Source organism: Mucilaginibacter frigoritolerans (genome assembly GCF_007830615.1).
GTDB lineage: Bacteria > Bacteroidota > Bacteroidia > Sphingobacteriales > Sphingobacteriaceae > Mucilaginibacter > Mucilaginibacter frigoritolerans.
Map to the genome: position 1 here is coordinate 65833 of NZ_VLLI01000009.1, position 24006 is coordinate 89838.

Sequence of the window (24006 nt, forward strand, 5' to 3'; positions counted from 1 at the left end):
TTGATTAAGTAAATAGTTTAGTTATCATCAAGTAATAATTTTAATAATTCAATTGTTTAATCAACCAAATCAATAGGTAATTAATAAATGACTTTATTTACAGATTTAGAAGTTTGGAAACAAGCAAGAAAAATCAGAGTTTAGATTTCTGACTTAGTTAAAACATTTCCTGTTGAAAAAAAATACAGATTGACCGATCAAATTATTCGCTCATCACGTTCTGTAGGAAATAATATATCCGAAGGTCATGGCAGATTTCATTATCAGGACAATATTCGTTTTTGTATAATGGCGCGTGGTTCTCTGTCTGAAACTTTAGATCATTTGATAATTGCATTAGATGAGAAAATTATAGATGAAGATGTTTTACTTTCATTTCAAACAGAATATGAAAGCTGTTTGAAATTATTAAATGGTTATATTCAATATCTTAAAGGCAAGAAAACGGTTGATTGATAATAGTAGAAATTAACTATTCACCTAATCAACCTAATAAACCCAATCAACAAATATCTATGAAATTCGCAACAAAAGCTATACATGCAGGGCAGGAGCCCGATCCAACCACCGGGGCGGTGATGACACCAATTTATCAGACATCTACCTACTGGCAAAAATCGCCCGGTGATAATAAGGGGTATGAATATTCACGCGGAACCAATCCAACCCGCAAGGCTTTGGAAAATTGTTTGGCAGCATTGGAAAATGCCAAATTTGGATTGGCTTTTTCAAGTGGCATGGGTGCAACGGATGCTGTAATGAAGCTTTTACAACCTGGCGATGAAGTAATTACCGGTAACGATTTATACGGCGGTTCATATCGCATCTTCACCAAGATATTTGCTAATTATGGGATTAAGTTCCATTTTTTGAATTTGTCTGACCCTGAAATTATCCGGGAATACACCAACGAGCATACCAAACTGATCTGGATTGAAACGCCGACCAATCCTACTATGCAGATAGTGGATATTGAGGCTGTAGCTAAGATCAGCAAAGAGAAAAATATTCTTCTGGCTGTTGATAACACTTTTGCTTCGCCTTACCTGCAAAATCCGATTGATTTGGGTGCCGATATTGTAATGCATTCCGTAACCAAATATATTGGCGGCCACAGTGATGTGGTAATGGGTGCCTTGATGCTGAATGACGAAGGTTTGTATAAACGTCTTTGGTTTATTTATAACGCTTGCGGTGCTACGCCGGGTCCGCAGGATAGTTTCCTGGTATTACGCGGTATAAAAACCTTGCACCTGCGTATGAAAGCACATTGTGAAAACGGTCGCAAGATTGCAGAATACCTGAAAACGCATCCCAAAGTAGAGAAAATTTATTGGCCTGGCTTTACTGATCATCCTAATCACGAAATCGCCAAAAAACAAATGCTTGATTTTGGCGGGATGATTTCTATTGTGCTAAAAGGTGCTGATTTGCAGGAAACCTATCGCATAGCATCATCATTCAAAGTATTTGCTTTGGCTGAGTCATTGGGTGGAGTAGAATCACTGATCAATCACCCGGTTAGTATGACGCACGGTTCTATTCCAAAAGCTGAACGTGAAAAAGTCGGTGTTGTTGATAATCTGTTGCGACTGAGTGTGGGTGTTGAAGATATTGAAGACTTGCTGGAAGATTTGAAACAAGCCCTGGCTTAATCCTAATAAGGAAATAAGAGTCAGGAATCAAGACGAGTTATACCTCTGTCTTTGTTCCTGACTTTTTTATTTTATACTTAAGTATGATTGAAAATATAAAAGCTTTCCTGGATAGTAAAGTTATCCAATACAACCACCCCAATTTTATCCCGAATGACCCAGTATCTATTCCGCATTTGTTTACTCAAAAGGAGGATATTGAAATTATGGGTTTATGGGCTTCGGTGCTTGCCTGGGGGCAACGGGTTACCATCATCAATAAATGTCATGAGTTGATTAAGTTGATGGACGGCACTCCCTATGATTTCATTATGAATCATGAGGAAACTGATCTTAAAAAGCTGTTAAAATTTAAGCATCGCACCTTTAATGATGTGGATACACTGTATTTCATTAGCTTTTTTAAATATCACTATCAAAATCATTCTTCATTGGAGGCAGCTTTTATCCCAGCGGGGAATATTACCGGCGAAAACGTTGTAGAACAGTCTTTAAATTATTTTCGTTCTTATTTCTTTTCCCTGCCAGATTATCCGCACCGAACGAAAAAACATATTTCATCACCATCTCAAAAATCAACCTGCAAACGGCTGAATATGTTTTTACGCTGGATGGTACGTAAGGATAATCATGGTGTAGATTTTGGCATCTGGAACCAGATCAAACCATCTGATCTGATTTGCCCCTGCGATTTACATGTAGATCGCGTGGCCCGCAAACTGAACCTTATTACCCGTAAACAAACCGACTGGCAAACAGCTATTGAGCTTACTGATCGCTTACGTGAGTTTGATCCTCTCGACCCGGTAAAATATGATTTTGCTCTATTCGGATTAGGCGTAGAAGAGAAATTTCAACTGCTTTAACCGATCAGGTTTCTTTATCAATAAAAATAATTTCCCCTTAAAATCAATAATCAAAAAACTATCTTTGACCTGTATGACAGCTAAGAACATTGCCCTTTTGGCCGGTGGTTTTACCGGCGAGTATGAAGTTTCGTTAAAAAGTGCTAAAAATATTGCCGCCAATTTAAACCCGGATAAGTATAAGGTTTATACTATCATCGTTCACCGCGATAACTGGTTTTATGAGCTGGATGGGGAATCTTTTAGTATTAACAAAAACAACTTCAGCTTACCGTTTAAGGGCGAAACGATAAAATTCGATTTTGCCTTTATTACCATTCATGGTACTCCTGGAGAGGATGGCAAAATACAGGGTTACCTGGATATGCTAAGTATTCCCTACAACACCTGCGATGCTACCACATCAGCAATTACCATGAACAAGGCTTATACCAAGGCTATTGTGGAAGGAATCCATGGCTTGCATACCGCACGTAGTTTACGCTTGTTTGAAAGAGATATGCATGATGTACCTAACATTGCTGCATCACTTAAATTTCCGCTGTTTATAAAACCGAATAATGGTGGGAGCAGTGTGGGCATGAGCAAGGTTTACAATGTTGCCGGTTTACCGGATGCATTAAAGAAAGCTTTTAATGAAGATAGCCAGATTTTGGTTGAAGAGTTTATAAAAGGACGTGAATTCAGTATCGGTATTGCCCGTTTACACGGTAAAATAACTGTTCTGCCAGCTTCAGAAATCATTACAACAAAAGACTTTTTTGACTATGATGCAAAATATACCGACAGCACCACCCAAGAAATTACACCTGCTGATATTCCAGCTGCAAAAATGGAGCAAATAGCAGAGATTGTTACAGAAGTTTACTTGCGACTAAATTGCAAAGGAATGGTACGAATAGATTTTATCTTGCTAGAACAAACTAACGATTTTTACTTTATTGAAGTGAATACTACGCCGGGCCAATCATCTGCCAGCCTCATACCACAGCAGGTTAGAGCTGCAGGAATGGATTTAATGGCATTTTATGGTGACTTAATTGACGGTGCCAACAAATAACACCAAGTGTTCATTTTTAAGGCATGAACGCCGACACGATAATGTCAGTACTCCATAAAAAAGGCACAAAATTAAAATTTTGTGCCTTTTTTATATAAATAGGTAAGTACTTATTGCCCAACCGGGTTATCAGCCCTTTTAATGGTTCCGTTAGTAAACAGAACTGGATTTACTTTTTTGGTATCTCCCTGGTAAACCCAAACCGTATTACCAATATAATTGCGGAAAGCGGTGTTGGCATCTTCAATCGTTATTTTCTTAATGTTATCTATAAGCGTTAATGAACGTTTCCAGTCATCATGCAATACCTCATTTGCAGCAATTGATGATGCCTGTGCAAAGTTGGTTTCATTTTTATAATAGAAACCGGTAAGGAAGGTAACCTTCATATCGGCCAATTCTGCAGCTGTAAAACCATGGTTCTTGGTACTATCAACCAGCTTATCAAAAACAGCTATATATTTATCAGGTTGGGTAGTGGATACCGCAAATTTAGCAACCGATGTTGTACCTGTACTAAACCAGGCCTGAGGCGCATATGATAAACCATTTTTTGTTCTTACATCTAAAAAATGCCTGTTTGCAAAAATACGCATCGCTACCATAAACGAATAAAAATCCGGCGCATCCAATTGAGGGCCACTGGTTACACCCTCTACATAATTAGTAGCCAGGTCACGCGACTCTGACGAGAAAGTATTATTATAGATTCTGAAAAATGATTTCTTTAAAGTATAAGGAGTTCCTGGTTTTATGACCGAAAGCATTTCTTTTACCTTGCTTTCAATAACCGCCTTATCAAGATCTGCAACAACAACAATTACCATTCTTGAGCGTGTTAAAATGGATTGGTAATAAGTTTTTGTTTCTTTTGCGGTCAATTTCTCAATGATTGCCTGAGTTCCCTGTGGATCTTTGGCGTAATCTCTGCCAGCAAAAGCAACTTTATTGGCAAATTTATCAATTGCTGCATCAGGTTCACCCTCAGTTTCTTTTAATGAGTTGATAGCATCCTGTTTAATTCTTTTAAATTCAACGGTATCAAAACGGGGTTGTGTTATGGCTTCAGTATAAAGTTTCCAGACAGCATCAAAATCTGTTTTTATACAATTCATCCTTATAACAGCATAATCTTTATTGGTACTGCCTGATAGTTCGGCACTCACTTTATCCAGCGCATCTTTAAAACTATTTTTGGCATGATTTACAGTGCCACATTCAGTAAGCGCAGTCATAGCCAGTGATTCTATCCCCATTTTATCAGCTGGGTAGTTTTGCAAGCCGCCTTTTATAACTGTTTGTATTTCAACTATGTCATTACCGCTTGGTTGCACTATAACTTTTACACCATCTACGGTTGTTTCGTAAGCTTTATTTTGTGCAAATGCCGGCTTTATGATGGAGATTGCTGCTATAAACAACAGCATGAGCTTATTTTTTTTCATTTTGATAAGATTTTAGTTTGCTTTTGCTGTAAAAAACGAATTTGCATTTACCTGTTTATTCAAATCCGGACTGATGATCATTCCGGCTACAAATGGTTTGCCTGAAAGATAGTTGCTCAGGTATTTTAAAATATCTGCTTTGGTTACTTTCTGATAATCGTCAGTAATATTCGTATAAAAATTTAATGAGGTACTGCACCAGTTATAACTTACCTGGCTTGGCAATGATGATGGTTTTTCCTTACTGCGTATATTATCCCGGAATAAAATAGCTTTCGCGTCTTTCATTTGTTCATCTGAATAATAATCAGGATTCGTAAATTGTGTAAGCTGATTTATAACTTCGTCATAACATTCTTTTATTTTATTAGGATTTGGCACCACAAATATGGTTATTGGGCCCACATATTTGCTGGTTTGATAACTTATAGACGCATAACTTGCCAGTCCTTTATCAACTAATGCCTGTTGAAATTTTGAAGAATTTAAACCCAACATGGTCGAAAAAACGTCAGCAGCTACTGTCGATGCCGAATCTGTAAGGAAGGATGGGCCCTGCCACGCAAACTCAATATAGGGCGTGCGAGCTATAGTACTTTCTTTTACAAAGTAATTAGTTTTTGCAAGAGGCTTAAAGTCTGGAATAGGGTATTTCTGGATAGGATCAAACCCGCTGCTTGCCCAGTCGCCAAAAATAGCTTCGGCCATTTTAAAAGCTTCTTCATGTTTTACGTCGCCGCAAATGGTCAACAAACTATTATTGGGGAAATAATACTTATTTTTAATGATCATCATTTTTTCGGGTGTGGCCGTATTAATTATGTTATGTATTCCAATAGGATTTTTACGTGTATACAAATCGCCCCATAAAAGTTTATCAACTTCATTTTCTAACTGAAAGCCCGGACTGCTTTCTGCCCGCTGAAACTCGCCATCAACCACTACCCGTTCTTTTTTCATATCTTCTTCACGGTAAATAGGAAATCTAATAGCTGCATTTAAAAATTTAAGCCCGGCGTTAAGACTATCTCTGTCAAAAGTAAAAAAGTAATTAACGCGTTCTGTGCTGGTAGTTCCATTAAAGATTGCACCAAGCTCCTGAATACGCTTCAGTAATTTCTCCTGGGTCGGATAATCCTTATTCGCTTTAAAAAACATGTGCTCAAATAAATGCGAAAGGCCGTTGTAAACCGAATCTTCTGTGAATGACCCGTTTTTTACAGCAATTTCAACTGTAGCCAGCGGAACTTTGGCATTTTCAATAACAAGCACCTGCAATCCGTTAGGCAATTGTTTCCAATAATAGCCCTGTGGTAAGGAAAGTTGTGCATAAGAGCCTAATGAAAACAGCAGACCCGGCAAGCATAATAGTAAGCGTTTAATAAAAGTTGATGCCATATAATTTGTACGTTAAGGTTACAGACCTTAAATATAATGATATAGCTATTTTTATCACTAAAAAATCAGTTGCAAAATCAAAAATTTAACACATTTTATAATAATCATAAAAAACAAAGCAGCCTTGTTGTAAAAAATAAATTAGCTATTGTAAAAGGAACATTAGTCTTTATATTTAAAAACCGGCAATTTTACGTCGTGATGAGGGTTTTGCTTAACCCTCAGTTTTATAGCAGTTATTATGAATCAAACAATAATGAGGCCCCTTTTTACAGCACTGTTAATAATCGGTTTGTTTTTACAGGCCAGTGCACAACTTACTACAGCTAAGCTTTTTGGCAGCCACATGGTTTTACAACGCAATCAACCGGTAACCATTTGGGGATGGAGTACCAAAAACGCCAAAATAATGGTAAGCTTTAACGGGCAGCAGGTAAGTGCTAAAGCAGATGCAAAAGGAAATTGGAAAGTTTTATTAAAACCAATGGAAGCTGGCGGTCCCTATGAAATGAAAATTTCTTCAGGAAATGAACAACTGGATTATACAGATATAATGATGGGAGAGGTATGGATCTGTTCTGGTCAGTCAAACATGGAGTTTCAGCTAAAAAATGCATATGGTTTTAAACAAGAGCAAAAGAATGCTGCGCAAATGCCCATTAGGCAATTTCATGTGCCCGATAAAATAAGCCTCCAACCCGAGCAAAAGCTAAGTGGTGGCGAATGGGTTAAGGCTGACACAAATACCGTTGGTGACTTTACGGCAGTAGGTTATTTTTTCGCGAAAAAGCTTGCGCAAAATCTGCATGTTACTGTTGGACTAATCAGCAGCAATTGGGGCGGTACACAGGTGGAAGATTGGATAAGTAAAGATGCTATGCTTGCATCTCCTGGACTGAATGAAGTTGCCAAATCATTACCTACTAATTGGGATGATTTAAAAATAAGAATTGATAAACAGTTAAAACAATACGCCTATCGCAATCAACCGGTTGTAAACTATACTATTGATGGCTTAGCAGGTGAACCTGCTTCTTTTTTCAGCACCTGGCAAAATGGGAATGCTCCCGGTTCATGGGAATGGATGGGCAAGTTATATTCATATAGGGGCGAAGGCTTTATGCAGCGTACCATTAAACTAGATAGTTCTTATTCCAAAGCCAAATCCGTACTTCATTTAGGTACCACTGATGCCGACATGGCATTGTACATTAACGGAAAACTCATCAAAAACGGTTCACTTGCTCCCGGCTATCAGCTTGATTTACCTGCCGGTGCCTGGAAAGGCGGTGATAACAGTTTACTGATTCAGCTATTGTCCAAACAGAAAAAGGAAACTTGGTTTGGTATGGGGATAAACGGTATTGGTAACGATATCAATATCCAGTTTGCGGATACAACGGTCAATATGGCTGACGGATACTGGAAGACCATGCCGGATTTAAGCAAACCGTATCATTTTGACTTTTTGCCTAATAATACAGCCTCAATGCTCTATAATTCCATGATCAAACCGCTTATCCCTTATGCTATAGCCGGAGTAATCTGGTATCAGGGGGAATCAAATGCCGACAGGTCTTGCCAATACCGTACCAGCTTTCCACTGCTTATAGCGGATTGGCGAAGCCAGTGGAAAAGTGATCTTCCCTTCCTGTTTGTGCAGCTTTCATCATTCGGGGGCTTTCAGAACAGCAATATAGGCAGCGGCTGGGCCGAACTGCGGGAAGCCCAAACGCTAACCCTGCAATTACCAAACACAGGTATGGCTGTTACAACGGATATTGGCGATGCTTTTAATATTCATCCAAAAGATAAAGCTGATGTAGGCATTAGATTGGCTAACAAAGCATTAACCATAACCTATCATTTAACAGGTTTTACCGAAAGTCCGCTTTATAGCTCATCTGAATTTAAAGATGGCTATGCACTGGTCAATTTTAGCCATGCCGAAAACGGATTAATAGTAAAAGATAAATATGGCTACGTACGTGGCTTTGAATTGGCTGGCGCCGATCATAAATTCTACTATGCTCAGGCTGTTATTACTGCAGATAATAAAGTAAAAGTTTGGTGCAGCCAGGTACCTCAACCGGTAGCTGTACGTTATGCCTGGACAGATGCTCCCATTGATGCCAACCTGTTTACAAAGGATGGCATCCCGGTTAGTGCGTTTCGTTCTGATAGCTGGAAAGGAATAACAGAAGGCAAAAAGTTTGAATAGTTGTTGTTTGGGATATTATCTTTGACCAACATGTTGTGGATTTATAATCCACGAAACAGAATTTTAATGCCTTATAAAATAATTCTTCGTTCTTAAAACTTTTCCCTCACCAGTAAGTTACTGTAAAAAAGAAATTATGGATTTAGGAATTGACCGTAGCATTCGCCACTGGTGGGTGTTTTTAATCAGAGGGATATTGTTTGTACTGGTAGGAATTTATATGATAGCCTCACCTGTGGCTAGTTTTATCACCTTAGGGTTTTTATTTGGCCTTATCATTTTTGTTGCAGGGGTATCCGAACTGTTTCACGTAGTGCAGGACCGTACGCAAACAGGCCGCAGTTGGCATTTAATGCTGGGTATTATCGACTTGATTTTAGGTGCTGTACTCATGAGCCATGTAACGGCCAGTATGGCTATATTACGTATTGTATTGGGCCTGTGGTTTCTGTTCAGAGGTGTATCTTTATTTATGTTTTTACGACGCACCGGCAGTTCATGGTTGCTGATAGCAGGGGCAGCTCTAACCTTTATTTTTGGCCTGCTCATCTTATTTAACCCAACTTTTGGCGATCTAACCATCATTATATGGACAGCTATTGCATTTATTGTTACCGGATTTTTTAACATTGCAATAGGTTTAATGATGAGAAGAGGATGATGAAAAACCAGCTTATTTAGAGTGAAAGTTCAATTAAAACAGACTATAATATTTGAAAATAAAAGCCAAACTGAATTAAAGGAATGTATTTTTGGCTTATTAAATTTCACATTATGCCATTGATAACATTAACCCTTTTAAAAGGAAGGGATGCTACTGAAAAAAGAAATATTTGCGATGCTGTACATGCCGCTTTAGTTAACAACGGGGTGCCAGCTGCCGATCGTTTTCAACGCATCATAGAGCTTGAACCTGAAAACTTTATTTATAACGCCAATTATCCCGACTTGGAGGTTGCCCGTACAGACAAATTTGTAATGATAGAAATTTTGCTTTCTGTGGGACGAAGCGTAAAAATAAAGCGTAAAATTCTGGCTGATTTGATGGAAAACCTGAAGAACAAGCAAATATCACCCAATGATGTAATGGTGTGTTTTAAAGAAACAGCCTGGGAAAATTGGGCATTTGCCAATGGTACCCAAATTCATATTTAAGCTAAAAATAGCTGAGTCCTAATTTTATTATTAAACTGCCTTAAACTTATTTATTGGCAAAGAGTCAGACAATTGTTTTACAAATATCCATTACATGAAAAAGCTAATCACTTTAACACTTCTTCTTTTTTCATCCTATTATTGCTTTTCGCAACAAACACTGCTTCGCTATTATAATGGCAAGCAAAGGAAACACTTTTACACTACCGATTTTAATGAATATGGCAATGGCAAAAATGGCTGGGTACTAGAAGGGCCGGCTTGCACCGTTTATACTGCCGAAGACAGGGGCAGAAGTATAGTGCCGTTATTCCGTTATTTTAACAAACAAACCGGCGATCATTATTATACGCTTCGTTATGAGGAATATGGCAGGGGAGGAAACGGTTATTACCTGGAAGGCCCTGCTTGTTATATCAATATGTACCAGGCACCCGGATCAGTACCTTTATTAAAATACTTTAACCCATATACAGGCGATCACTTTTATACCATTGACAGGCATGAACTTGGGCGTGGCGGATTTGATGGATACCAGTTTAAAGGCGTGGAAGGTTTTGTATATCCAGCCAATCCTCAGCGTTAATAAAAAATACTTTATATCATATAATGCTCAACAATATCGGCCGGGATCTTAGCTCCCCGGCCGGTTTGCATATCTATCATCACATAGTCAAACCAGCCATCGCAGCAAACCTTACGTGTGGCTTTATTGGTGATTACAAAACTTACCCGGCAACCTTTTTCATCGATACTTTCAATGCCTGTTTTTACTGTAAAGTAATCACCCATTGTTAATGCACGTTTATAGTCAACATGGGCAGTGCGTACTACCCAGCCATATCCGCGTTCCATAAACTTTTCTATAGCCATGCCATAGCACCGCTCCATCTGGTCATACCGGGCTGCAAGCACATAATCAAAGTATTTACTGTTATGCACATGATGAAACATATCAATATCATCAGGTCTTACACGAAATTCAGTCTCAAAAGTAGCGTAAACAGGAGTTTCCATACCGCAAAGATACATTTGAGTTGATTAAGTCACCATAGTTTCGTTAGGGATTGCAACGGATACCTGATAATGTTTTAAACGCTGTTGGAATATTACCCGGTTTAAATAATCAGCCCAGTAATTCATCCCAACAATAACCAAATAAACGCTTGTTTTTTATACAAAATAACTTACCTTTGCACCTCAATTAATCAAATTATTTACGCTTTAGTATTATTCAAGTAATGTATTTAAGTAAAGAAGCAAAAACAGAGATTTTTGCAAAACATGGTAAAAGTGCTACTGACACTGGTTCAGCTGAAGGTCAGGTTGCATTATTTACCACCCGTATCGCGCATTTAACAGGGCACCTGAAAAAGAACAAACACGATTTTTCAACCCAATTATCATTGCAAAAACTAGTAGGTAAACGCCGTGCATTGCTGGCTTACCTCTACAAAAAAGATATTGAAAGATATCGTGCTATCATCAAAGCTTTACAGCTAAGAGATATCATTAAGTAATTCTTTCGCATTTTTTTTAAAAGCCATCTCAAATTAGGGGATGGCTTTTTTACTTTTAACCATCATAAGTTACCGGTAATAAACAGCTTGTGACAGTTAGCCTCATAAAGGCAAATACCTATTGAAAAACAATATACACACAAATAAAAAACCGATGCGCCCTAAAGATGAAAGCGCATCACAACGAAAAAAAAATGAATGTAATTAAAAAAGTGATCGATTTAGGCGACGGCCGCACCATCGAGATCGAAACCGGAAAACTGGCCAAACAAGCTGATGGATCTGTAGTAATTAAAATGGGCGACACCATGTTACTTGCTACCGTTGTTTCTTCACCTGAAGCAAAAGAAGGCGTTGATTTTTTACCGCTTTCTGTTGACTATCAGGAAAAATATGCGGCTACTGGCCGTATCCCCGGAGGATTTTTACGCCGTGAAGCGCGTTTATCAGACTATGAAGTATTAATTTCACGTCTGGTTGATCGTGCTTTACGCCCAATGTTCCCTGAAGATTATCATGCTGATACACAAGTAATGATTTCTTTAATTTCTGCCGATAAAGACATTATGCCTGATTGCCTTGCAGGTTTAGCTGCTTCAGCTGCCCTGTCAGTATCAGATATTCCTTTTAATGGCCCAATATCAGAAGTACGTGTTGCTAAAGTTGATGGTCAATTAATAATAAACCCAACTCTGAGCCAATTGGAGCATGCCACTTTAGAGTTCATCGTAGCTGGTTCTGAGCACGACATCAACATGGTTGAAGGTGAATCAAAAGAGATTCAGGAAGATGAACTGGTTGAAGCAATTAAATTTGCACACACCGCTATTAAACACCAGTGTTTTATTCAGAAAGAATTAACTATTGCTGTTGGTAAAACTGAAAAACGCGTTTATAGCCACGAAAATAGCAATGAAGAACTTAAAAAAGCTATCTATGCTGCAACCTACGATCAGGTTTATGCGATAGCTGCCGCTGCTTCTGCAAAAGAAGAGCGTGCCGCTAAGTTTAAAGAAGTAAGAGATGCCTACATCGAAACACTTGGTGAAATTGATGATGTTACTAAATTTCTTGCTAAAAAATACTACCACGATGTGGAGTATGACGCTATCCGTAACCTGGTATTAGATGAAGGAAAACGTTTAGATGGTCGTACTACTACCCAGATTCGCCCGATATGGAGCGAGGTTGGTTATTTGCCATCTGCACATGGTTCAGCTGTATTCACCCGTGGTGAAACACAATCATTAACTACTGTTACTTTAGGTGCTAAGGATGATGAGCAAATGATTGATGGTGCGTTTATCAATGGCTACCAAAAATTCCTTTTACATTACAATTTCCCAGGTTTTTCAACTGGTGAAGTTCGCCCGAACAGGGGAGCTGGCCGTCGTGAAATTGGTCATGGTAACCTGGCTATGCGTTCGTTAAAACAAGTATTACCTGCTGATGATGAAAACCCGTACACTATACGTGTGGTTTCTGACATTTTAGAATCAAATGGTTCATCATCAATGGCTACAGTTTGTGCTGGTACATTAGCTTTGATGGATGCAGGTATTAAAATTAAATCACCTGTATCTGGTATTGCAATGGGTTTAATCACCAATGAGATGGGTACCAAATATGCTATCCTTTCTGATATTTTGGGTGATGAAGATCACTTAGGCGATATGGACTTTAAAGTAACCGGTACTGTAAATGGTATTGTTGCTTGTCAGATGGATTTAAAAATCAATGGTTTATCATACGAAGTATTAGGTAAAGCCTTACATCAGGCTAAAGAAGGTCGTTTGCACATTCTTGGCGAAATGAAGAAAACCATTGAGCAACCCCGTGAAGATTACAAACCACATGCTCCGCGTATCATCACCATTAAAATTGATAAAGAATTTATTGGTGCAGTTATTGGGCCCGGCGGTAAAATTATCCAGGAAATGCAACGTGAAACAGGCGCTACTATATCAATAGAAGAAGTTGGCAACCAGGGTATAGTTCAAATATTTGCTGATAATAAAGAGTCAATTGATAAAGCAGTATCCCGTATTAAAGCCATCGCTTCAAAACCTGAAGTTGGTGAAATTTACGAAGGAAAAGTAAAATCAATTATGCCTTTCGGTGCATTTGTTGAAATTATGCCGGGTAAAGACGGATTGTTGCACATTTCTGAAATTGACCACCGCAGAATTGAAACTATGGATGGTATTTTTGAAATTGGCGATGAAGTCCGTGTAAAATTGCTTGATATTGATAAGCAAGGTAAATTAAAACTTTCAAGAAAAGTTTTATTACCGCGCCCTGAAAGCACTAAGAGCTAAAATTTATAACGTTTAAAGCAAATAAAGCCCTCTTTTTGAGGGTTTTATTGTTTTATATTATTTTTTTTCGTTTTTTTTTCTAAAATTTAAAACAAAAAACACGTTTTTAGCTTCATAAAGGTTTAGAGTTAGCAGCTAATGGCCTTTATGACCGACCTATTGAAAAAATGACTTCTACCAATAACGACCCCTTAGATTTTATCAATAATAATTCGGCCGGTATTCAAACAGGTTCGCAAGCTGATTTGGTTCAGTTGCTGCTATATGAAATTATCAGGGTTAAGGATTTGATTAAATATTACGACTCTATTCCCAATGGCGCGGGACAGCTTGGATCTTCTATATTAAATGAGCTGGTTTCAGAGGCCTATAACTCTCTCGTAAATTACGATACCATTCTGATGCAGAAATATTATGATCTGCTGCTTAATTGTGACTAATTGAACTCCTAATCTAATTTTTGTCTCCATGCGTTCAAAGGCGAACAGCAACTGCATCAAAACCGTACGGTGGTAAAAAGAATTATTTATTTAAGTTGTTTATATTCTGCTATTTATGATAATGGCATTGTGTTGGATAAATTTATTCATATATTACCGTTACCATTATTATGTTTAAAAACTACTTTAAAATAGCATTCAGAAACCTTTGGCGTAACAAAGCATTTTCTGCCATAAATATTTTGGGTTTAGCTTTAGGATTGGCTGTTTGCTTGCTCATTACCTTGTTTGTTTCTGATGAATTAGGTTATGATAAATACAACTCAAATGCTGACCGGGTATATCGTGTAAATTCTGATTTTAAAGTCAATGGTAGCGTTTTTAACGACCGCGAATCTCCTGCTGCAATGGCTGGCACATTAATGAAAGATTATCCGCAGATAGAGCAGGCAACCCGGCTGAAGGATAATGGTAAAGTTTTGGTAAAAAAAGGAGATCAGGCTTTGTTTGAACCTAATTGGTTTTTTGGTGACGCCAACCTATTTGATGTTTTTACGGTGCAAATGATTGCGGGCAACAAAAAAAATGCGCTAAAAGAGCCCCATTCAATAGTAATATCAGAATACATAGCACGAAAATACTTCAACAGCACAGATGTAATTGGTAAAACACTAAGATTAAATAATACAGATGACTATAAAATTACAGGGGTAATAACAAATATGCCCGCACAGTCACACATACACTTTAACTTAATTAGTGCGATGTCGGGTAGGGCCGATAGTTATAATACCAATTGGATCAATGTAAATTATCTAACCTATGTTTTAGTCCGTAAGGGTATAAGCCAACAGGATCTGGATGGTTATTTAAAGGAAGCTACTAAAAAATATGCTGAGCCATTATTAAAAAACTATATCCACACTTCTATTGCAGATCTGGAGAATAAAGGTGACCATTTTAAATTTGTAACTATCCCTTTAACCAAAATTCATTCCTATTCAACTTTAATCAATGAACAGGAACCATCAGGAAATATACAATACGTTTATATTTTTATTGTTATAGCTGTATTTATACTGCTTATTGCTTGCGTTAACTTTATGAATCTGTCAACAGCAAGGTCTGCAGGCCGCTCAAAAGAGGTTGGCGTACGTAAAGTATTGGGTTCTAGCCGGAGCACTTTAATTTACCAGTTCTTAACAGAATCAATCCTTACCAGCTTCTTGGCGCTAATTATTGCGCTGGGTTTAGCTGAATTGATAATACCATATTTTAACCAGTTATCCGGCAAAGAAATATCATTGAACCTGGTATTAAATATATGGCTATTACCTTATTTATTAATCAGCACATTAATTATTGGCATTTTAGCAGGTGTTTATCCTGCATTTTTCATGTCGGCTTTTCAGCCTATTGAGGTTTTAAAAGGTAAGTTGGCTTCGGGTTTTAAGGGTAGTTGGCTGCGTAACAGCTTGGTGGTATTTCAGTTTTCAACAGTGATTGTACTTATTGTTGGTACATTGGTAATTTATAGTCAATTAAATTATATCCGCAACAAAAAACTGGGCTATAACCGGGAGCAGGTTTTGGTTTTGCAAAATACTTATTCGCTTTTCAATCATGCCAGATCATTTAAGCAGGATGTACTAAAATTAGCTGGTGTAAAATCGGGAACAATGACGCCTTATTTACCTACATCGCAAAATGGCAATACGGAAGTTTATGGCAAAGATGCTGCTTTGAGTGCTGGACAATCAACAGCTTTGGCAACATGGTATATTGATGAAGATTATATACCTACGTTAGGAATGGACATGGCTGCAGGAAGAAACTTTACAAAAGGCACACTAACAGATTCGTCATCGGCTATTATTAACGAAACTGCTGCCCAAATGTTGGGCTATAATAATGATCCTCTTAATAAAAAAATATTCAAAGGCAATGGTGTTCCGATAAACATTATCGGCATAGTAAAAGATTTTAATTCAGGCTCTTTACATAATAAAATTGAACCACTTGTTTTAAGATTGAGTGAGCAGCGAGGCGGTATGGCATTCCGTATTCAAACACAAAACATTCCTGTCCTTATATCACAAATACAAACATTATACCATTCCGCTGATGCTAATATGGCTGGTCAGCCTTTTACCTATTCGTTTATGGATGATGATTTTAATCACCTTTATCAATCGGAACAAAACACGGGTAAAATATTTGTGTCCTTTGCTCTCTTTGCCATCCTGATAGCGTGCCTGGGTTTATTTGGCCTGGTTACTTATGCTGCCGAACAGCGCACTAAAGAGATAGGCATCAGAAAAGTATTGGGAGCCAGTGTGACTAACATAGTGCGAATGCTCTCAGGCGATTTTTTAAAGCTGGTAGGTATAGCTGCTGTTATAGCTTTTCCAATCGCATGGTATGCAATGAATAGGTGGCTTCAGGATTTTGCTTACCGCACTACTATTAGCTGGTGGATATTTGCTACTGCCGCATTATTGGCTGTAATAATAACGATTACCACAGTGAGTTTCCGTGCCATAAAAGCAGCGTTAATGAATCCTGTGAGTAGTTTAAAAACGGAATAAGGTCAGTAATTGGAGGCTGGGACTCGTCAATATTAATTTTCTAACCAATCGCCAACCACCAATCTCTAACCTCTATTATCAATTATAATTACCGCAAACAACATCCCATCCTTCCAAAGGAGAGCAGCCGGTTATATGATAGTTGTTTATACATGTTACAAATGTTCCGTAAGCGGTAGTGAAATGCCCACAACTGGGATGACAGGCAGTCCATGCATTTGAACAGGCGTCTAAAGCCTGGCTCCCTTTTATTTGTTTAAGTTCGGCACGGCTTAATACATTTGGGGTGAATTTTTGGAAATTTTTCATACTGTTGGTTTTGGTTAATTAACTTTTAATAAATATATAAACTATTGATTATTAAAAGTAAAATATTTCACTTAGAGATTATTAATTAATATTGGTAAAACTCAAGGATTGGAAAACTTCATAATTTTCGCGTAAAAAACTATCTGCAAAGGTTAACCTGTAATCACTAATCGCTATCTTTGAAACTATGAACCATCTGGTAGCACCATCAATTTTAGCAGCCGATTTCGCTAATTTACAGCGCGACATTGAAATGATTAATAACAGCGAGGCTGACTGGATCCATGTTGATATTATGGACGGGATGTTTGTTCCTAATATTTCTTTTGGCTTTCCTGTAGTGAGTGCAGTTAATAAACATGCTACCAAGCCTCTTGATGTGCACTTAATGATTGTTGATCCGGATCGTTACCTTAAAAATTTTAAAGATGCTGGTGCATCAGGTATTACCGTTCATTATGAAGCATGTCCGCATCTTCACCGCACTATACAATATATTAAGGAACTAGGTTGTCGGGCCGGCGTTGCTTTAAATCCTGCTACACCTGTAGCTCTATTAAAAGACATTATAAGAGATTTGGATATGGTGCTGATTATGTCTGTTAACCCGGGCTTTGGTGGTCAAAAATTTATCGAAAACACCTACAAAAAAGTGTTTGACATCAAAGAACTAAGTTTTAAGCATAATACAGATTTATTTATTGAGGTTGACGGTGGGATTGATACAGAGAATGCCCCAAAACTCGTTATTGAAGGTGCTAACGTATTTGTGGCTGGCAGCTCGGTTTTCTCCGCTCCAGATCCTATTGTTGCCATATCAAGCCTAAAACATGCTGGTGTTGTATCACGATCGTGATGTAAGCCTGATAATAAAAGCCCCCATTTTTTTTAATATTTTTAATTATTGGCATAGTTTGTCTGTAATTTGTATAATTTTAAAAAAAATGCAAATAATCTCTATAAACTTTGTCAGATTAATTAACTTCGGCCCATCTAAATACGAAGTTGTTAATGACTGAAGTATGTGAAACCAATTAATAAATCAAATTTGAAGCCATTTAATCCGACGATAAACGGATAAAACCATCAGGTCATTAATGGATTCATTCAATTAGAAACAATTAAATAAAATGAAACATAATTTTGGCGCCGGACCCGGCATTTTACCACACGAAGTTTTAAAACAGGCAGCTGCATCTGTAGTTGATATGAATGGAATCGGGCTTTCAATTCTTGAAATTTCGCATCGTTCGCCGGAGTTTGAATCTGTTTTGGATGAAGCGGTAAAACTGGTAAAAGAACTTCTTGAAGTTCCCGAAGGATATTCAGTATTGTTTTTACAAGGAGGCGCGAGTACTCAATTTGCTTTGGCCCCTTATAATTTATTACCAGAAGGTGGTAAAGCTGCTTACCTGGAAACAGGAGTTTGGGCTAATAAAGCACTTAAAGAAGCCAAATTCTTTGGTGATGTACAAATTGTAGCTTCTTCAAAAGAAAGCAATTTTACCTATATTCCAAAGGATTATAATATACCTGCTGACGCAGCCTATTTCCATATTACATCAAATAATACTATTTACGGTACACAATCACAAAGCTTTCCAAAATCACCTATTCCGGTTGTTTGTGATATGTCTTCGGATATTTTCAGCCGTAAAATTAATATTGCTGATTTCGGTTTGATTTATGCTGGTGCTCAAAAAAATATGGGACCTGCCGGAACAACATTAGTAATTGTTAAAGATGATATTCTAGGTAAAACAGGACGTAAAATACCTGCAATGTTTAACTATCAAACACAAATTGAAGGTGGTTCAATGTACAATACGCCTCCTGTTTTTGCTATTTATGTATCCATGCTTACCTTAAATTGGTTAAAATCAAAAGGTGGTATTGCTGCTATTGAACAGGAAAACATTGCCAAAGCAAGAGTATTATATGAAGAAATTGACCGTAATCCATTCTTTAAAGGCGTTTGCGCAGTTGAAGACCGTTCACATATGAACGTTTGCTTTGTAATGGAAGATCCAGCATTGGAAAAAGCATTCCTGAAACTTTGCGATGACAAGGAAATTGTAGGTATTAAAGGCCATAGAAGCGTAGGCGGTTTCAGAGCTTCAATTTATAATGCATTGCCTATTACCAGCGTTTATGTACTGATTGACGCGATGCAAGAATTTGCAGAAAAAAATAAACAATAGTATGAATTGTTGATTAAGTGAATCTTTAATTTAATCAACTCAAGCCAACTAAATCAACTTAAAATGATCAAAATATTAGCTAATGACGGGATTGACCCGGCCGGAAAGCAACTTTTAGAGGAAGCCGGTTTCATAATTGATACCAATAACATACCTCAGGATGAATTGCCAACCAAATTGCAAAACTATGATGGTATTACAGTACGTAGTGCTACTAAAGTTCGCAAAGCGCTTATTGACGCATGTCCAAATCTTAAATTGATTGGCAGGGGCGGAGTAGGTGTTGACAATATTGATGTTGAATACGCTAAAGAAAAGGGTATAGGTGTTTACAACACACCTGCATCATCATCACTATCAGTTGCCGAACTGGTATTTGCACATTTGTTTACCGGCGTACGCTTTTTACAGGATAGCAACCGCAAAATGCCGGTTGAAGGCAGCACCAAATTCAACGACCTAAAAAAGGCATATGCTAAAGGGATTGAATTACGTGGAAAAACCATAGGTATTTTAGGCTTCGGCCGTATCGGCCGCGAAGTGGCTAAAATTGCCATAGGGGTAGGTATGGATGTATTAGCCTATGATTTGTTCCCATTTAACCCTGAACTGGAAATTGTTTTAGGTGGAGGCACCACAGTTAAAGTAACAGTAAAAACTGCTACCCAGGAAGAAATCATCAAACAAGCAGATTTTATCACCATCCATACGCCTTTTGTTGATAAACCAATTATTGGTTCAACAGAGTTTGAGAAAATGAAAAAAGGTGCAGGTGTAGTAAACTGCTCACGTGGTGGTTTAATTGACGAAGATGCATTAATCACTGCTTTAGACAGTGGTAAGATAGCTTTTGCAGCATTGGACGTTTTTGATAATGAGCCTACACCACGCGTAGATATATTAACACACCCTAAAATTTCATTAACCCCGCACATTGGTGCATCAACCAATGAAGCACAGGAAAGAATAGGGTTGGAGCTGGCTAATTTGATTATCGGCCACTTCAAAAAATAAGCATACCTATTTCTCTGATTTAACTAATTACACGAATTGTATGATGAATACGATTCGTGTAATTAGTTTTAAGGGCTTAGTGAATTATTGTTTAATTCAAATCGTACGCGACTCCTTTTTCCGGGATAATAGCATTATATCCTTCTTCTGTCAAAGCATCGGCAAAAGCCTGCATACTGTTTGTTTCTCCGTGTACCAGAAATACAGTTTTTAGCTTCACTTTATCTATCTGTTTTACGGTATCCATCAGATCAGCATGATCACCGTGAGCACTCAATACATCGGTTTGTTTAATGGTGGCGTACACTGAAAGTTCGCGGTCTTTAATATGAACAATAGGATCGCCCCTTAATAAACGGAAACCCAGCGTACCTTTGGCGCAATAGCCAATAAACAGAATAGTACAATAGTAGTTCTGTATATTATGATAAAGGTGATCCTGTATACGTCCGCCATCAAGCATTCCTGCGGACGATATGATAATACAAGGTTCAAAATAATTAGACACCTGACGGCTATCTTTCAAATTCTCCACATAAGTGAGGTTGTCAAACTCAAACTCATCCCCTTGTTTTTGGTAAAATTCTTGCGCTTCCTGATTTACCAGATAATGATATTTGCGAAACACTTCAGTTGAACGAACCGCTAGCGGACTATCAACAAAAACCTTAACTGCCGGTAATAACCCGTTACTGAATATTTTATTTAAAGAATATACCAGTGATTGGGTGCGACCAATACTAAATGCAGGGATAATTAAACGTCCTTGTTCTTTTATACAAGCCTTTTCAATAACTTCAATGAGTGTTTCTTCAACGGATTTGCCTGTTGTATGATACCTGCCACCATAGGTTGATTCGGTAACTAAATAATCAATATCTGGTAGTGATTGAGGGTCGTCCAATACGGGATAGTTTTTGCGGCCCACATCACCCGTAAAGGCTATTGTTTTTTCAATACCATTATCTTCGGTAACTTTAAAAACAGCAGCAGCAGCTCCTAATAAATGGCCAACAGGTATAAAAGTGAGTTCGATGTTGCTGCTAACCTGAAATGGTCTGTTAAAACCTATGGTAACAAACCGATCCACAGTGTCCATTACATGTTTTTGCAGATATAAGGGTTGTGCACCTGAATTAAATTTACCTTTCCTGTTATGTTTATTTCCCTTGTGTGCCTTCCTCATAAATATACTCACAGAATCAAGCAAAAGCAGTTCAGTAAGATCAGCTGTAGGGCTGGTACAAAGAATTTGGCCTTTAAAACCTAAACGGACAAGCGTTGGTAAATTCCCTGAATGATCAATATGTGCATGGGTCAAAACGACTACGTTAATTTCTGCCGGATTAAACACAAAATCCTCATTCATTTGAATATTACGGTCTTTTTCGTAATCAAGTCCGCAATCAATTAAAATTTTATATTGGCCTACCTCCAGCAAATGCATACTCCCGGTTACTTGCCGGGCCGCCCCATGTATAGTTAATTTCATCTTTTTTATTCAGCAGTTCATTGAGTTATCAGCCTGTCAGTATTGTCTTAATATATTAAAAAAAATCAATAAAACCAATGCTTAACTAATAAATAAGTTAATTAATGAACTTGCTGCAAACTTATTATTATTGTTGTAAAGAATGGAGACTGATTTGCAGATATGACTATTTTTTTTGAACATTAGTAAATACCTATATTGCCAAAAGTAAAATAAGTATATTTTTGATTGTTATTTGTCATGCGATTATCCGTATGGAGTATCATATAATTAAACCGAAAAATAATTTAACCACGTAATAACGAACAGATTTAAACAATAATTACACCAATGGAAGAAATAGAAAATTTTTCGGAAAAAATACATGAGCAAAGTAATGAGCATGCGCATCATATACTTTCTGAAGGGAAAGAAAAATGGGTATTGTATGTGGCGCTTACTACAGCTGTAATCGCAGTACTGGCAGCAATAGCCGGATTAATAGCGGGCGACCATGCAGATGAAGCTATGTTATCACAGATGCGATCATCTGATCAATGGGCTTTTTACCAGGCCAAAGGTATTAAGAATGACGTAATTGCATCAAACAATAAAGTGTTACTGGCATTAGGTAAAATACCTCCTGCTGCTGATACTTTAAAGATTAAAGAGAATAAAAAAGAGCAGGCACAAATTATGCAGGAAGCAAAAGATGCTCAAAAAGAATCGGATGAGCATGTTGCCAAACATAAAATATTGGCCCGAGCCGTAACCTTATTTCAGGTGGCTATAGCTATTGGTGCTATTTCAATAATAACCAAACGCCGCAATTTGTGGATTGCAAGTGTAGGCTTTGCTGCTGTTGGTATTTTCTTTTTACTGCAGGGAACGTTATTCTAAACAAACGTCAATATTTATTTAATTACGATGGGTTTAAAACCCATCGTAATTTGTATCAACCTTTCACTATAAATTTTAGAAGTCCCCCGCCTCACTCTTTTACCGTATCTTTGTAGCTTACCCAAACAAGTAATGATAAAAGAAGTACTGGAGAACTTAAATATAGCAGCATTGAATGATATGCAGTATGCCGCAATAAATGCTGCTAAAAAAGGCGATGTGGTGTTGCTTTCTCCAACCGGTTCGGGTAAAACACTCGGTTTTTTATTACCACTTTTAAGTCTTTTAAACCCTTCAGAAACACAGGTGCAGGCACTTATTCTTGTACCATCCCGTGAATTGGCCCTGCAAATTGAACAGGTTTTTAAAGACATGAAGACTGGCTTTAAAGTAAATTGCTGTTATGGCGGCCATCCTGTAAAAATTGAGCGTAATAACCTTTCACAGCCACCGGCATTACTAATTGGTACGCCGGGACGAATATCCCATCACTTAAGACGTAACAGCTTTAGTACAAATGCTATCCAGACATTAATATTGGATGAGTTTGATAAATCACTTGAATTTGGGTTTCAGGAAGATATGTCATTTATCATAAAACAACTACCCAATTTAAAAAAGCGGATTTTAACTTCAGCAACCCAAATGCAGGAAATACCAGCATTTACAGGCATTCGCAATCCAACTGGTGTTGATTTTCTTAAAAGCGAGATAAATACACCCGATCTAAAACTAAAAGCCGTGATATCCCCGGCTGCAGATAAATTAGATACGCTATTTGCATTGATTTGCAAAATAGGAGACAAGGCTTCATTAGTTTTCTGTAACCATCGTGAAGCGGTTGACCGGATAAGTGATTTATTATGGGACATGGGTTTAGCACATGATATTTTTCATGGTGGAATGGAACAGGAAGACAGGGAACGGGCGCTATTGAAATTCAGAAATGGAAGTCACCGTTTGCTCATTACCACAGATTTGGCTTCAAGAGGATTAGATATTCCTGAAATTGAGAATGTGATCCATTATCAGTTACCACATACCGAAGAGGCTTTTTTACACCGTAACGGGCGTACTGCAAGGATGCATGCAAAAGGAACGTCCTATTTAATATTAACGGAGGACGAAAAACTGGCTTATGTTAAGCAAAATCCAGAAATTGAGATATTACCTGAAAAAGTGGTTATCCCCAAACCATCACAATGGATAACTTTATACATCGCCGCAGGCAAAAAAGATAAAATAAACAAAGTTGATATTGTAGGGTTGCTGCTGCAAAAAGGAGAATTAGCTAAAGATGATCTGGGTTTAATTGAGGTATTGGATCATACCTCATATGCTGCAGTAAAACGCAATAAAGTAGATCATACTCTAAAGCTGATCAAAAACGAAAAAATAAAAAACAAGAAGGTGAAAATTGAAATTTCAATATAGCCCGATAATTA

At 37.7% G+C, this 24006-nt stretch carries 22 protein-coding genes; 17 read left to right on the plus strand and 5 right to left on the minus strand.

Translation table 11 applies throughout. The features are described 5' to 3' along the window. Positions 1 to 144: 144 nt before the first annotated feature. The 4 genes from JN11_RS15540 to JN11_RS15555 all read left to right on the plus strand — a co-directional run bounded on the left by JN11_RS15540 (position 145) and on the right by JN11_RS15555 (position 3581). Complete coding sequence (locus JN11_RS15540) at positions 145 to 456, plus strand: four helix bundle protein (RefSeq protein ID WP_262713288.1); 312 nt, start codon at positions 145 to 147, stop codon at positions 454 to 456. Positions 457 to 509: 53 nt separating this feature from the next. Beyond that, a complete protein-coding gene (locus tag JN11_RS15545) occupies positions 510 to 1655 on the plus strand; it encodes a cystathionine gamma-synthase (RefSeq protein ID WP_262713289.1) in 1146 nt (381 codons plus the stop codon). Positions 1656 to 1738: 83 nt separating this feature from the next. Beyond that, complete coding sequence (locus JN11_RS15550) at positions 1739 to 2521, plus strand: TIGR02757 family protein (protein ID WP_144914018.1); 783 nt, start codon at positions 1739 to 1741, stop codon at positions 2519 to 2521. Positions 2522 to 2594: 73 nt separating this feature from the next. Next, positions 2595 to 3581: a D-alanine--D-alanine ligase gene (locus JN11_RS15555; RefSeq protein ID WP_144914020.1), complete on the plus strand. Its 987-nt coding sequence runs from the start codon at positions 2595 to 2597 to the stop codon at positions 3579 to 3581. Positions 3582 to 3691: 110 nt separating this feature from the next. Here JN11_RS15555 and JN11_RS15560 read toward each other — a convergent pair whose 3' ends face one another. Next, positions 3692 to 5026, minus strand: a complete 1335-nt coding sequence (locus JN11_RS15560; protein ID WP_144914022.1) for a M16 family metallopeptidase — start codon at positions 5024 to 5026, stop codon at positions 3692 to 3694. A 12-nt stretch (positions 5027 to 5038) separates the two neighbouring features. Continuing rightward, on the minus strand, positions 5039 to 6424 hold the full coding sequence (locus JN11_RS15565; protein ID WP_144914024.1) for a M16 family metallopeptidase: 1386 nt from the start codon (positions 6422 to 6424) through the stop codon (positions 5039 to 5041). A gap of 241 nt (positions 6425 to 6665) precedes the next feature. Between JN11_RS15565 and JN11_RS15570 the strand changes: the two genes are divergently transcribed. From JN11_RS15570 to JN11_RS15585, 4 genes are all read left to right on the plus strand, one after another. Continuing rightward, complete coding sequence (locus JN11_RS15570; protein ID WP_144914026.1) at positions 6666 to 8645, plus strand: sialate O-acetylesterase; 1980 nt, start codon at positions 6666 to 6668, stop codon at positions 8643 to 8645. A gap of 136 nt (positions 8646 to 8781) precedes the next feature. Continuing rightward, a complete protein-coding gene (locus JN11_RS15575) occupies positions 8782 to 9306 on the plus strand; it encodes an HdeD family acid-resistance protein (protein WP_144914028.1) in 525 nt (174 codons plus the stop codon). Between the two features lie 113 nt (positions 9307 to 9419). Continuing rightward, positions 9420 to 9800, plus strand: a complete 381-nt coding sequence (locus JN11_RS15580) for a tautomerase family protein (protein WP_144914030.1) — start codon at positions 9420 to 9422, stop codon at positions 9798 to 9800. A 94-nt stretch (positions 9801 to 9894) separates the two neighbouring features. Continuing rightward, positions 9895 to 10386, plus strand: coding sequence for a hypothetical protein (locus tag JN11_RS15585; RefSeq protein ID WP_144914031.1), 492 nt, complete (start codon positions 9895 to 9897; stop codon positions 10384 to 10386). An 11-nt stretch (positions 10387 to 10397) separates the two neighbouring features. Here the strand turns inward: JN11_RS15585 and JN11_RS15590 are convergent, their stop codons facing one another. After that, a complete protein-coding gene (locus JN11_RS15590; RefSeq protein ID WP_144914033.1) occupies positions 10398 to 10817 on the minus strand; it encodes an acyl-CoA thioesterase in 420 nt (139 codons plus the stop codon). A 224-nt stretch (positions 10818 to 11041) separates the two neighbouring features. Here JN11_RS15590 and rpsO point away from each other — a divergent pair, with 224 nt between their 5' ends. The 4 genes from rpsO (at position 11042) to JN11_RS15610 (ending at position 16666) form a co-directional block, all read left to right on the plus strand. Further along, entirely contained in the window at positions 11042 to 11320 is a 279-nt protein-coding gene (rpsO, locus tag JN11_RS15595) for a 30S ribosomal protein S15 (RefSeq protein WP_144914034.1), read from the plus strand. A 194-nt stretch (positions 11321 to 11514) separates the two neighbouring features. Beyond that, positions 11515 to 13638, plus strand: coding sequence for a polyribonucleotide nucleotidyltransferase (pnp, locus tag JN11_RS15600; protein ID WP_144914036.1), 2124 nt, complete (start codon positions 11515 to 11517; stop codon positions 13636 to 13638). 167 nt (positions 13639 to 13805) lie between these two features. After that, positions 13806 to 14078 carry a hypothetical protein gene (locus JN11_RS15605; protein WP_144914038.1) on the plus strand — a complete coding sequence of 91 codons (273 nt, stop codon included), beginning with the start codon at positions 13806 to 13808 and terminating at the stop codon, positions 14076 to 14078. 170 nt (positions 14079 to 14248) lie between these two features. Further along, a complete protein-coding gene (locus JN11_RS15610) occupies positions 14249 to 16666 on the plus strand; it encodes an ABC transporter permease (protein WP_144914039.1) in 2418 nt (805 codons plus the stop codon). A gap of 78 nt (positions 16667 to 16744) precedes the next feature. Here the strand turns inward: JN11_RS15610 and JN11_RS15615 are convergent, their stop codons facing one another. Next, the gene (locus tag JN11_RS15615) at positions 16745 to 16975 is read right to left on the minus strand and encodes a hypothetical protein (RefSeq protein ID WP_144914041.1); all 231 of its coding nucleotides are present in this window, start codon (positions 16973 to 16975) and stop codon (positions 16745 to 16747) included. 187 nt (positions 16976 to 17162) lie between these two features. Between JN11_RS15615 and rpe the strand changes: the two genes are divergently transcribed. From rpe to JN11_RS15630, 3 genes are all read left to right on the plus strand, one after another. Continuing rightward, positions 17163 to 17831, plus strand: coding sequence for a ribulose-phosphate 3-epimerase (gene rpe, locus JN11_RS15620; RefSeq protein WP_144914043.1), 669 nt, complete (start codon positions 17163 to 17165; stop codon positions 17829 to 17831). A gap of 274 nt (positions 17832 to 18105) precedes the next feature. Beyond that, positions 18106 to 19176 (plus strand): 3-phosphoserine/phosphohydroxythreonine transaminase, encoded by a 1071-nt coding sequence (serC, locus tag JN11_RS15625; protein WP_144914045.1) that lies wholly within the window; start codon positions 18106 to 18108, stop codon positions 19174 to 19176. A 63-nt stretch (positions 19177 to 19239) separates the two neighbouring features. Beyond that, positions 19240 to 20190, plus strand: a complete 951-nt coding sequence (locus tag JN11_RS15630) for a D-2-hydroxyacid dehydrogenase (protein ID WP_211360788.1) — start codon at positions 19240 to 19242, stop codon at positions 20188 to 20190. 91 nt (positions 20191 to 20281) lie between these two features. On the opposite strand, the gene JN11_RS15635 is transcribed toward JN11_RS15630, so the two are convergent. Beyond that, positions 20282 to 21682 (minus strand): MBL fold metallo-hydrolase RNA specificity domain-containing protein, encoded by a 1401-nt coding sequence (locus tag JN11_RS15635; protein ID WP_144914047.1) that lies wholly within the window; start codon positions 21680 to 21682, stop codon positions 20282 to 20284. Positions 21683 to 22012: 330 nt separating this feature from the next. Here JN11_RS15635 and JN11_RS15640 point away from each other — a divergent pair, with 330 nt between their 5' ends. Together JN11_RS15640 and JN11_RS15645 are read left to right on the plus strand one after the other, a co-directional pair. Further along, positions 22013 to 22561, plus strand: a complete 549-nt coding sequence (locus tag JN11_RS15640; protein WP_144914048.1) for a DUF4337 family protein — start codon at positions 22013 to 22015, stop codon at positions 22559 to 22561. 132 nt (positions 22562 to 22693) lie between these two features. After that, positions 22694 to 23995 carry a DEAD/DEAH box helicase gene (locus JN11_RS15645; protein WP_144914050.1) on the plus strand — a complete coding sequence of 434 codons (1302 nt, stop codon included), beginning with the start codon at positions 22694 to 22696 and terminating at the stop codon, positions 23993 to 23995. Positions 23996 to 24006: the final 11 nt, after the last annotated feature.

Excerpts from the sequence above, each read along its gene's own strand:
- JN11_RS15580 (WP_144914030.1), top strand. The coding sequence starts at position 9,420 with ATGCCATTGATAACATTAACCCTTTTAAAAGGAAGGGATGCTACTGAA.
- JN11_RS15640 (WP_144914048.1), top strand. The coding sequence starts at position 22,013 with ATGGAAGAAATAGAAAATTTTTCGGAAAAAATACATGAGCAAAGTAAT.
- rpe (WP_144914043.1), top strand. The coding sequence starts at position 17,163 with ATGAACCATCTGGTAGCACCATCAATTTTAGCAGCCGATTTCGCTAAT.
- serC (WP_144914045.1), top strand. The coding sequence starts at position 18,106 with ATGAAACATAATTTTGGCGCCGGACCCGGCATTTTACCACACGAAGTT.
- JN11_RS15635 (WP_144914047.1), bottom strand. The coding sequence starts at position 21,682 with ATGAAATTAACTATACATGGGGCGGCCCGGCAAGTAACCGGGAGTATG.
- JN11_RS15605 (WP_144914038.1), top strand. The coding sequence starts at position 13,806 with ATGACTTCTACCAATAACGACCCCTTAGATTTTATCAATAATAATTCG.
- JN11_RS15610 (WP_144914039.1), top strand. The coding sequence starts at position 14,249 with ATGTTTAAAAACTACTTTAAAATAGCATTCAGAAACCTTTGGCGTAAC.
- JN11_RS15570 (WP_144914026.1), top strand. The coding sequence starts at position 6,666 with ATGAATCAAACAATAATGAGGCCCCTTTTTACAGCACTGTTAATAATC.
- JN11_RS15645 (WP_144914050.1), top strand. The coding sequence starts at position 22,694 with ATGATAAAAGAAGTACTGGAGAACTTAAATATAGCAGCATTGAATGAT.
- JN11_RS15615 (WP_144914041.1), bottom strand. The coding sequence starts at position 16,975 with ATGAAAAATTTCCAAAAATTCACCCCAAATGTATTAAGCCGTGCCGAA.
- rpsO (WP_144914034.1), top strand. The coding sequence starts at position 11,042 with ATGTATTTAAGTAAAGAAGCAAAAACAGAGATTTTTGCAAAACATGGT.
- JN11_RS15555 (WP_144914020.1), top strand. The coding sequence starts at position 2,595 with ATGACAGCTAAGAACATTGCCCTTTTGGCCGGTGGTTTTACCGGCGAG.
- JN11_RS15630 (WP_211360788.1), top strand. The coding sequence starts at position 19,240 with ATGATCAAAATATTAGCTAATGACGGGATTGACCCGGCCGGAAAGCAA.
- JN11_RS15550 (WP_144914018.1), top strand. The coding sequence starts at position 1,739 with ATGATTGAAAATATAAAAGCTTTCCTGGATAGTAAAGTTATCCAATAC.
- pnp (WP_144914036.1), top strand. The coding sequence starts at position 11,515 with ATGAATGTAATTAAAAAAGTGATCGATTTAGGCGACGGCCGCACCATC.
- JN11_RS15575 (WP_144914028.1), top strand. The coding sequence starts at position 8,782 with ATGGATTTAGGAATTGACCGTAGCATTCGCCACTGGTGGGTGTTTTTA.
- JN11_RS15585 (WP_144914031.1), top strand. The coding sequence starts at position 9,895 with ATGAAAAAGCTAATCACTTTAACACTTCTTCTTTTTTCATCCTATTAT.
- JN11_RS15565 (WP_144914024.1), bottom strand. The coding sequence starts at position 6,424 with ATGGCATCAACTTTTATTAAACGCTTACTATTATGCTTGCCGGGTCTG.
- JN11_RS15590 (WP_144914033.1), bottom strand. The coding sequence starts at position 10,817 with ATGGAAACTCCTGTTTACGCTACTTTTGAGACTGAATTTCGTGTAAGA.
- JN11_RS15560 (WP_144914022.1), bottom strand. The coding sequence starts at position 5,026 with ATGAAAAAAAATAAGCTCATGCTGTTGTTTATAGCAGCAATCTCCATC.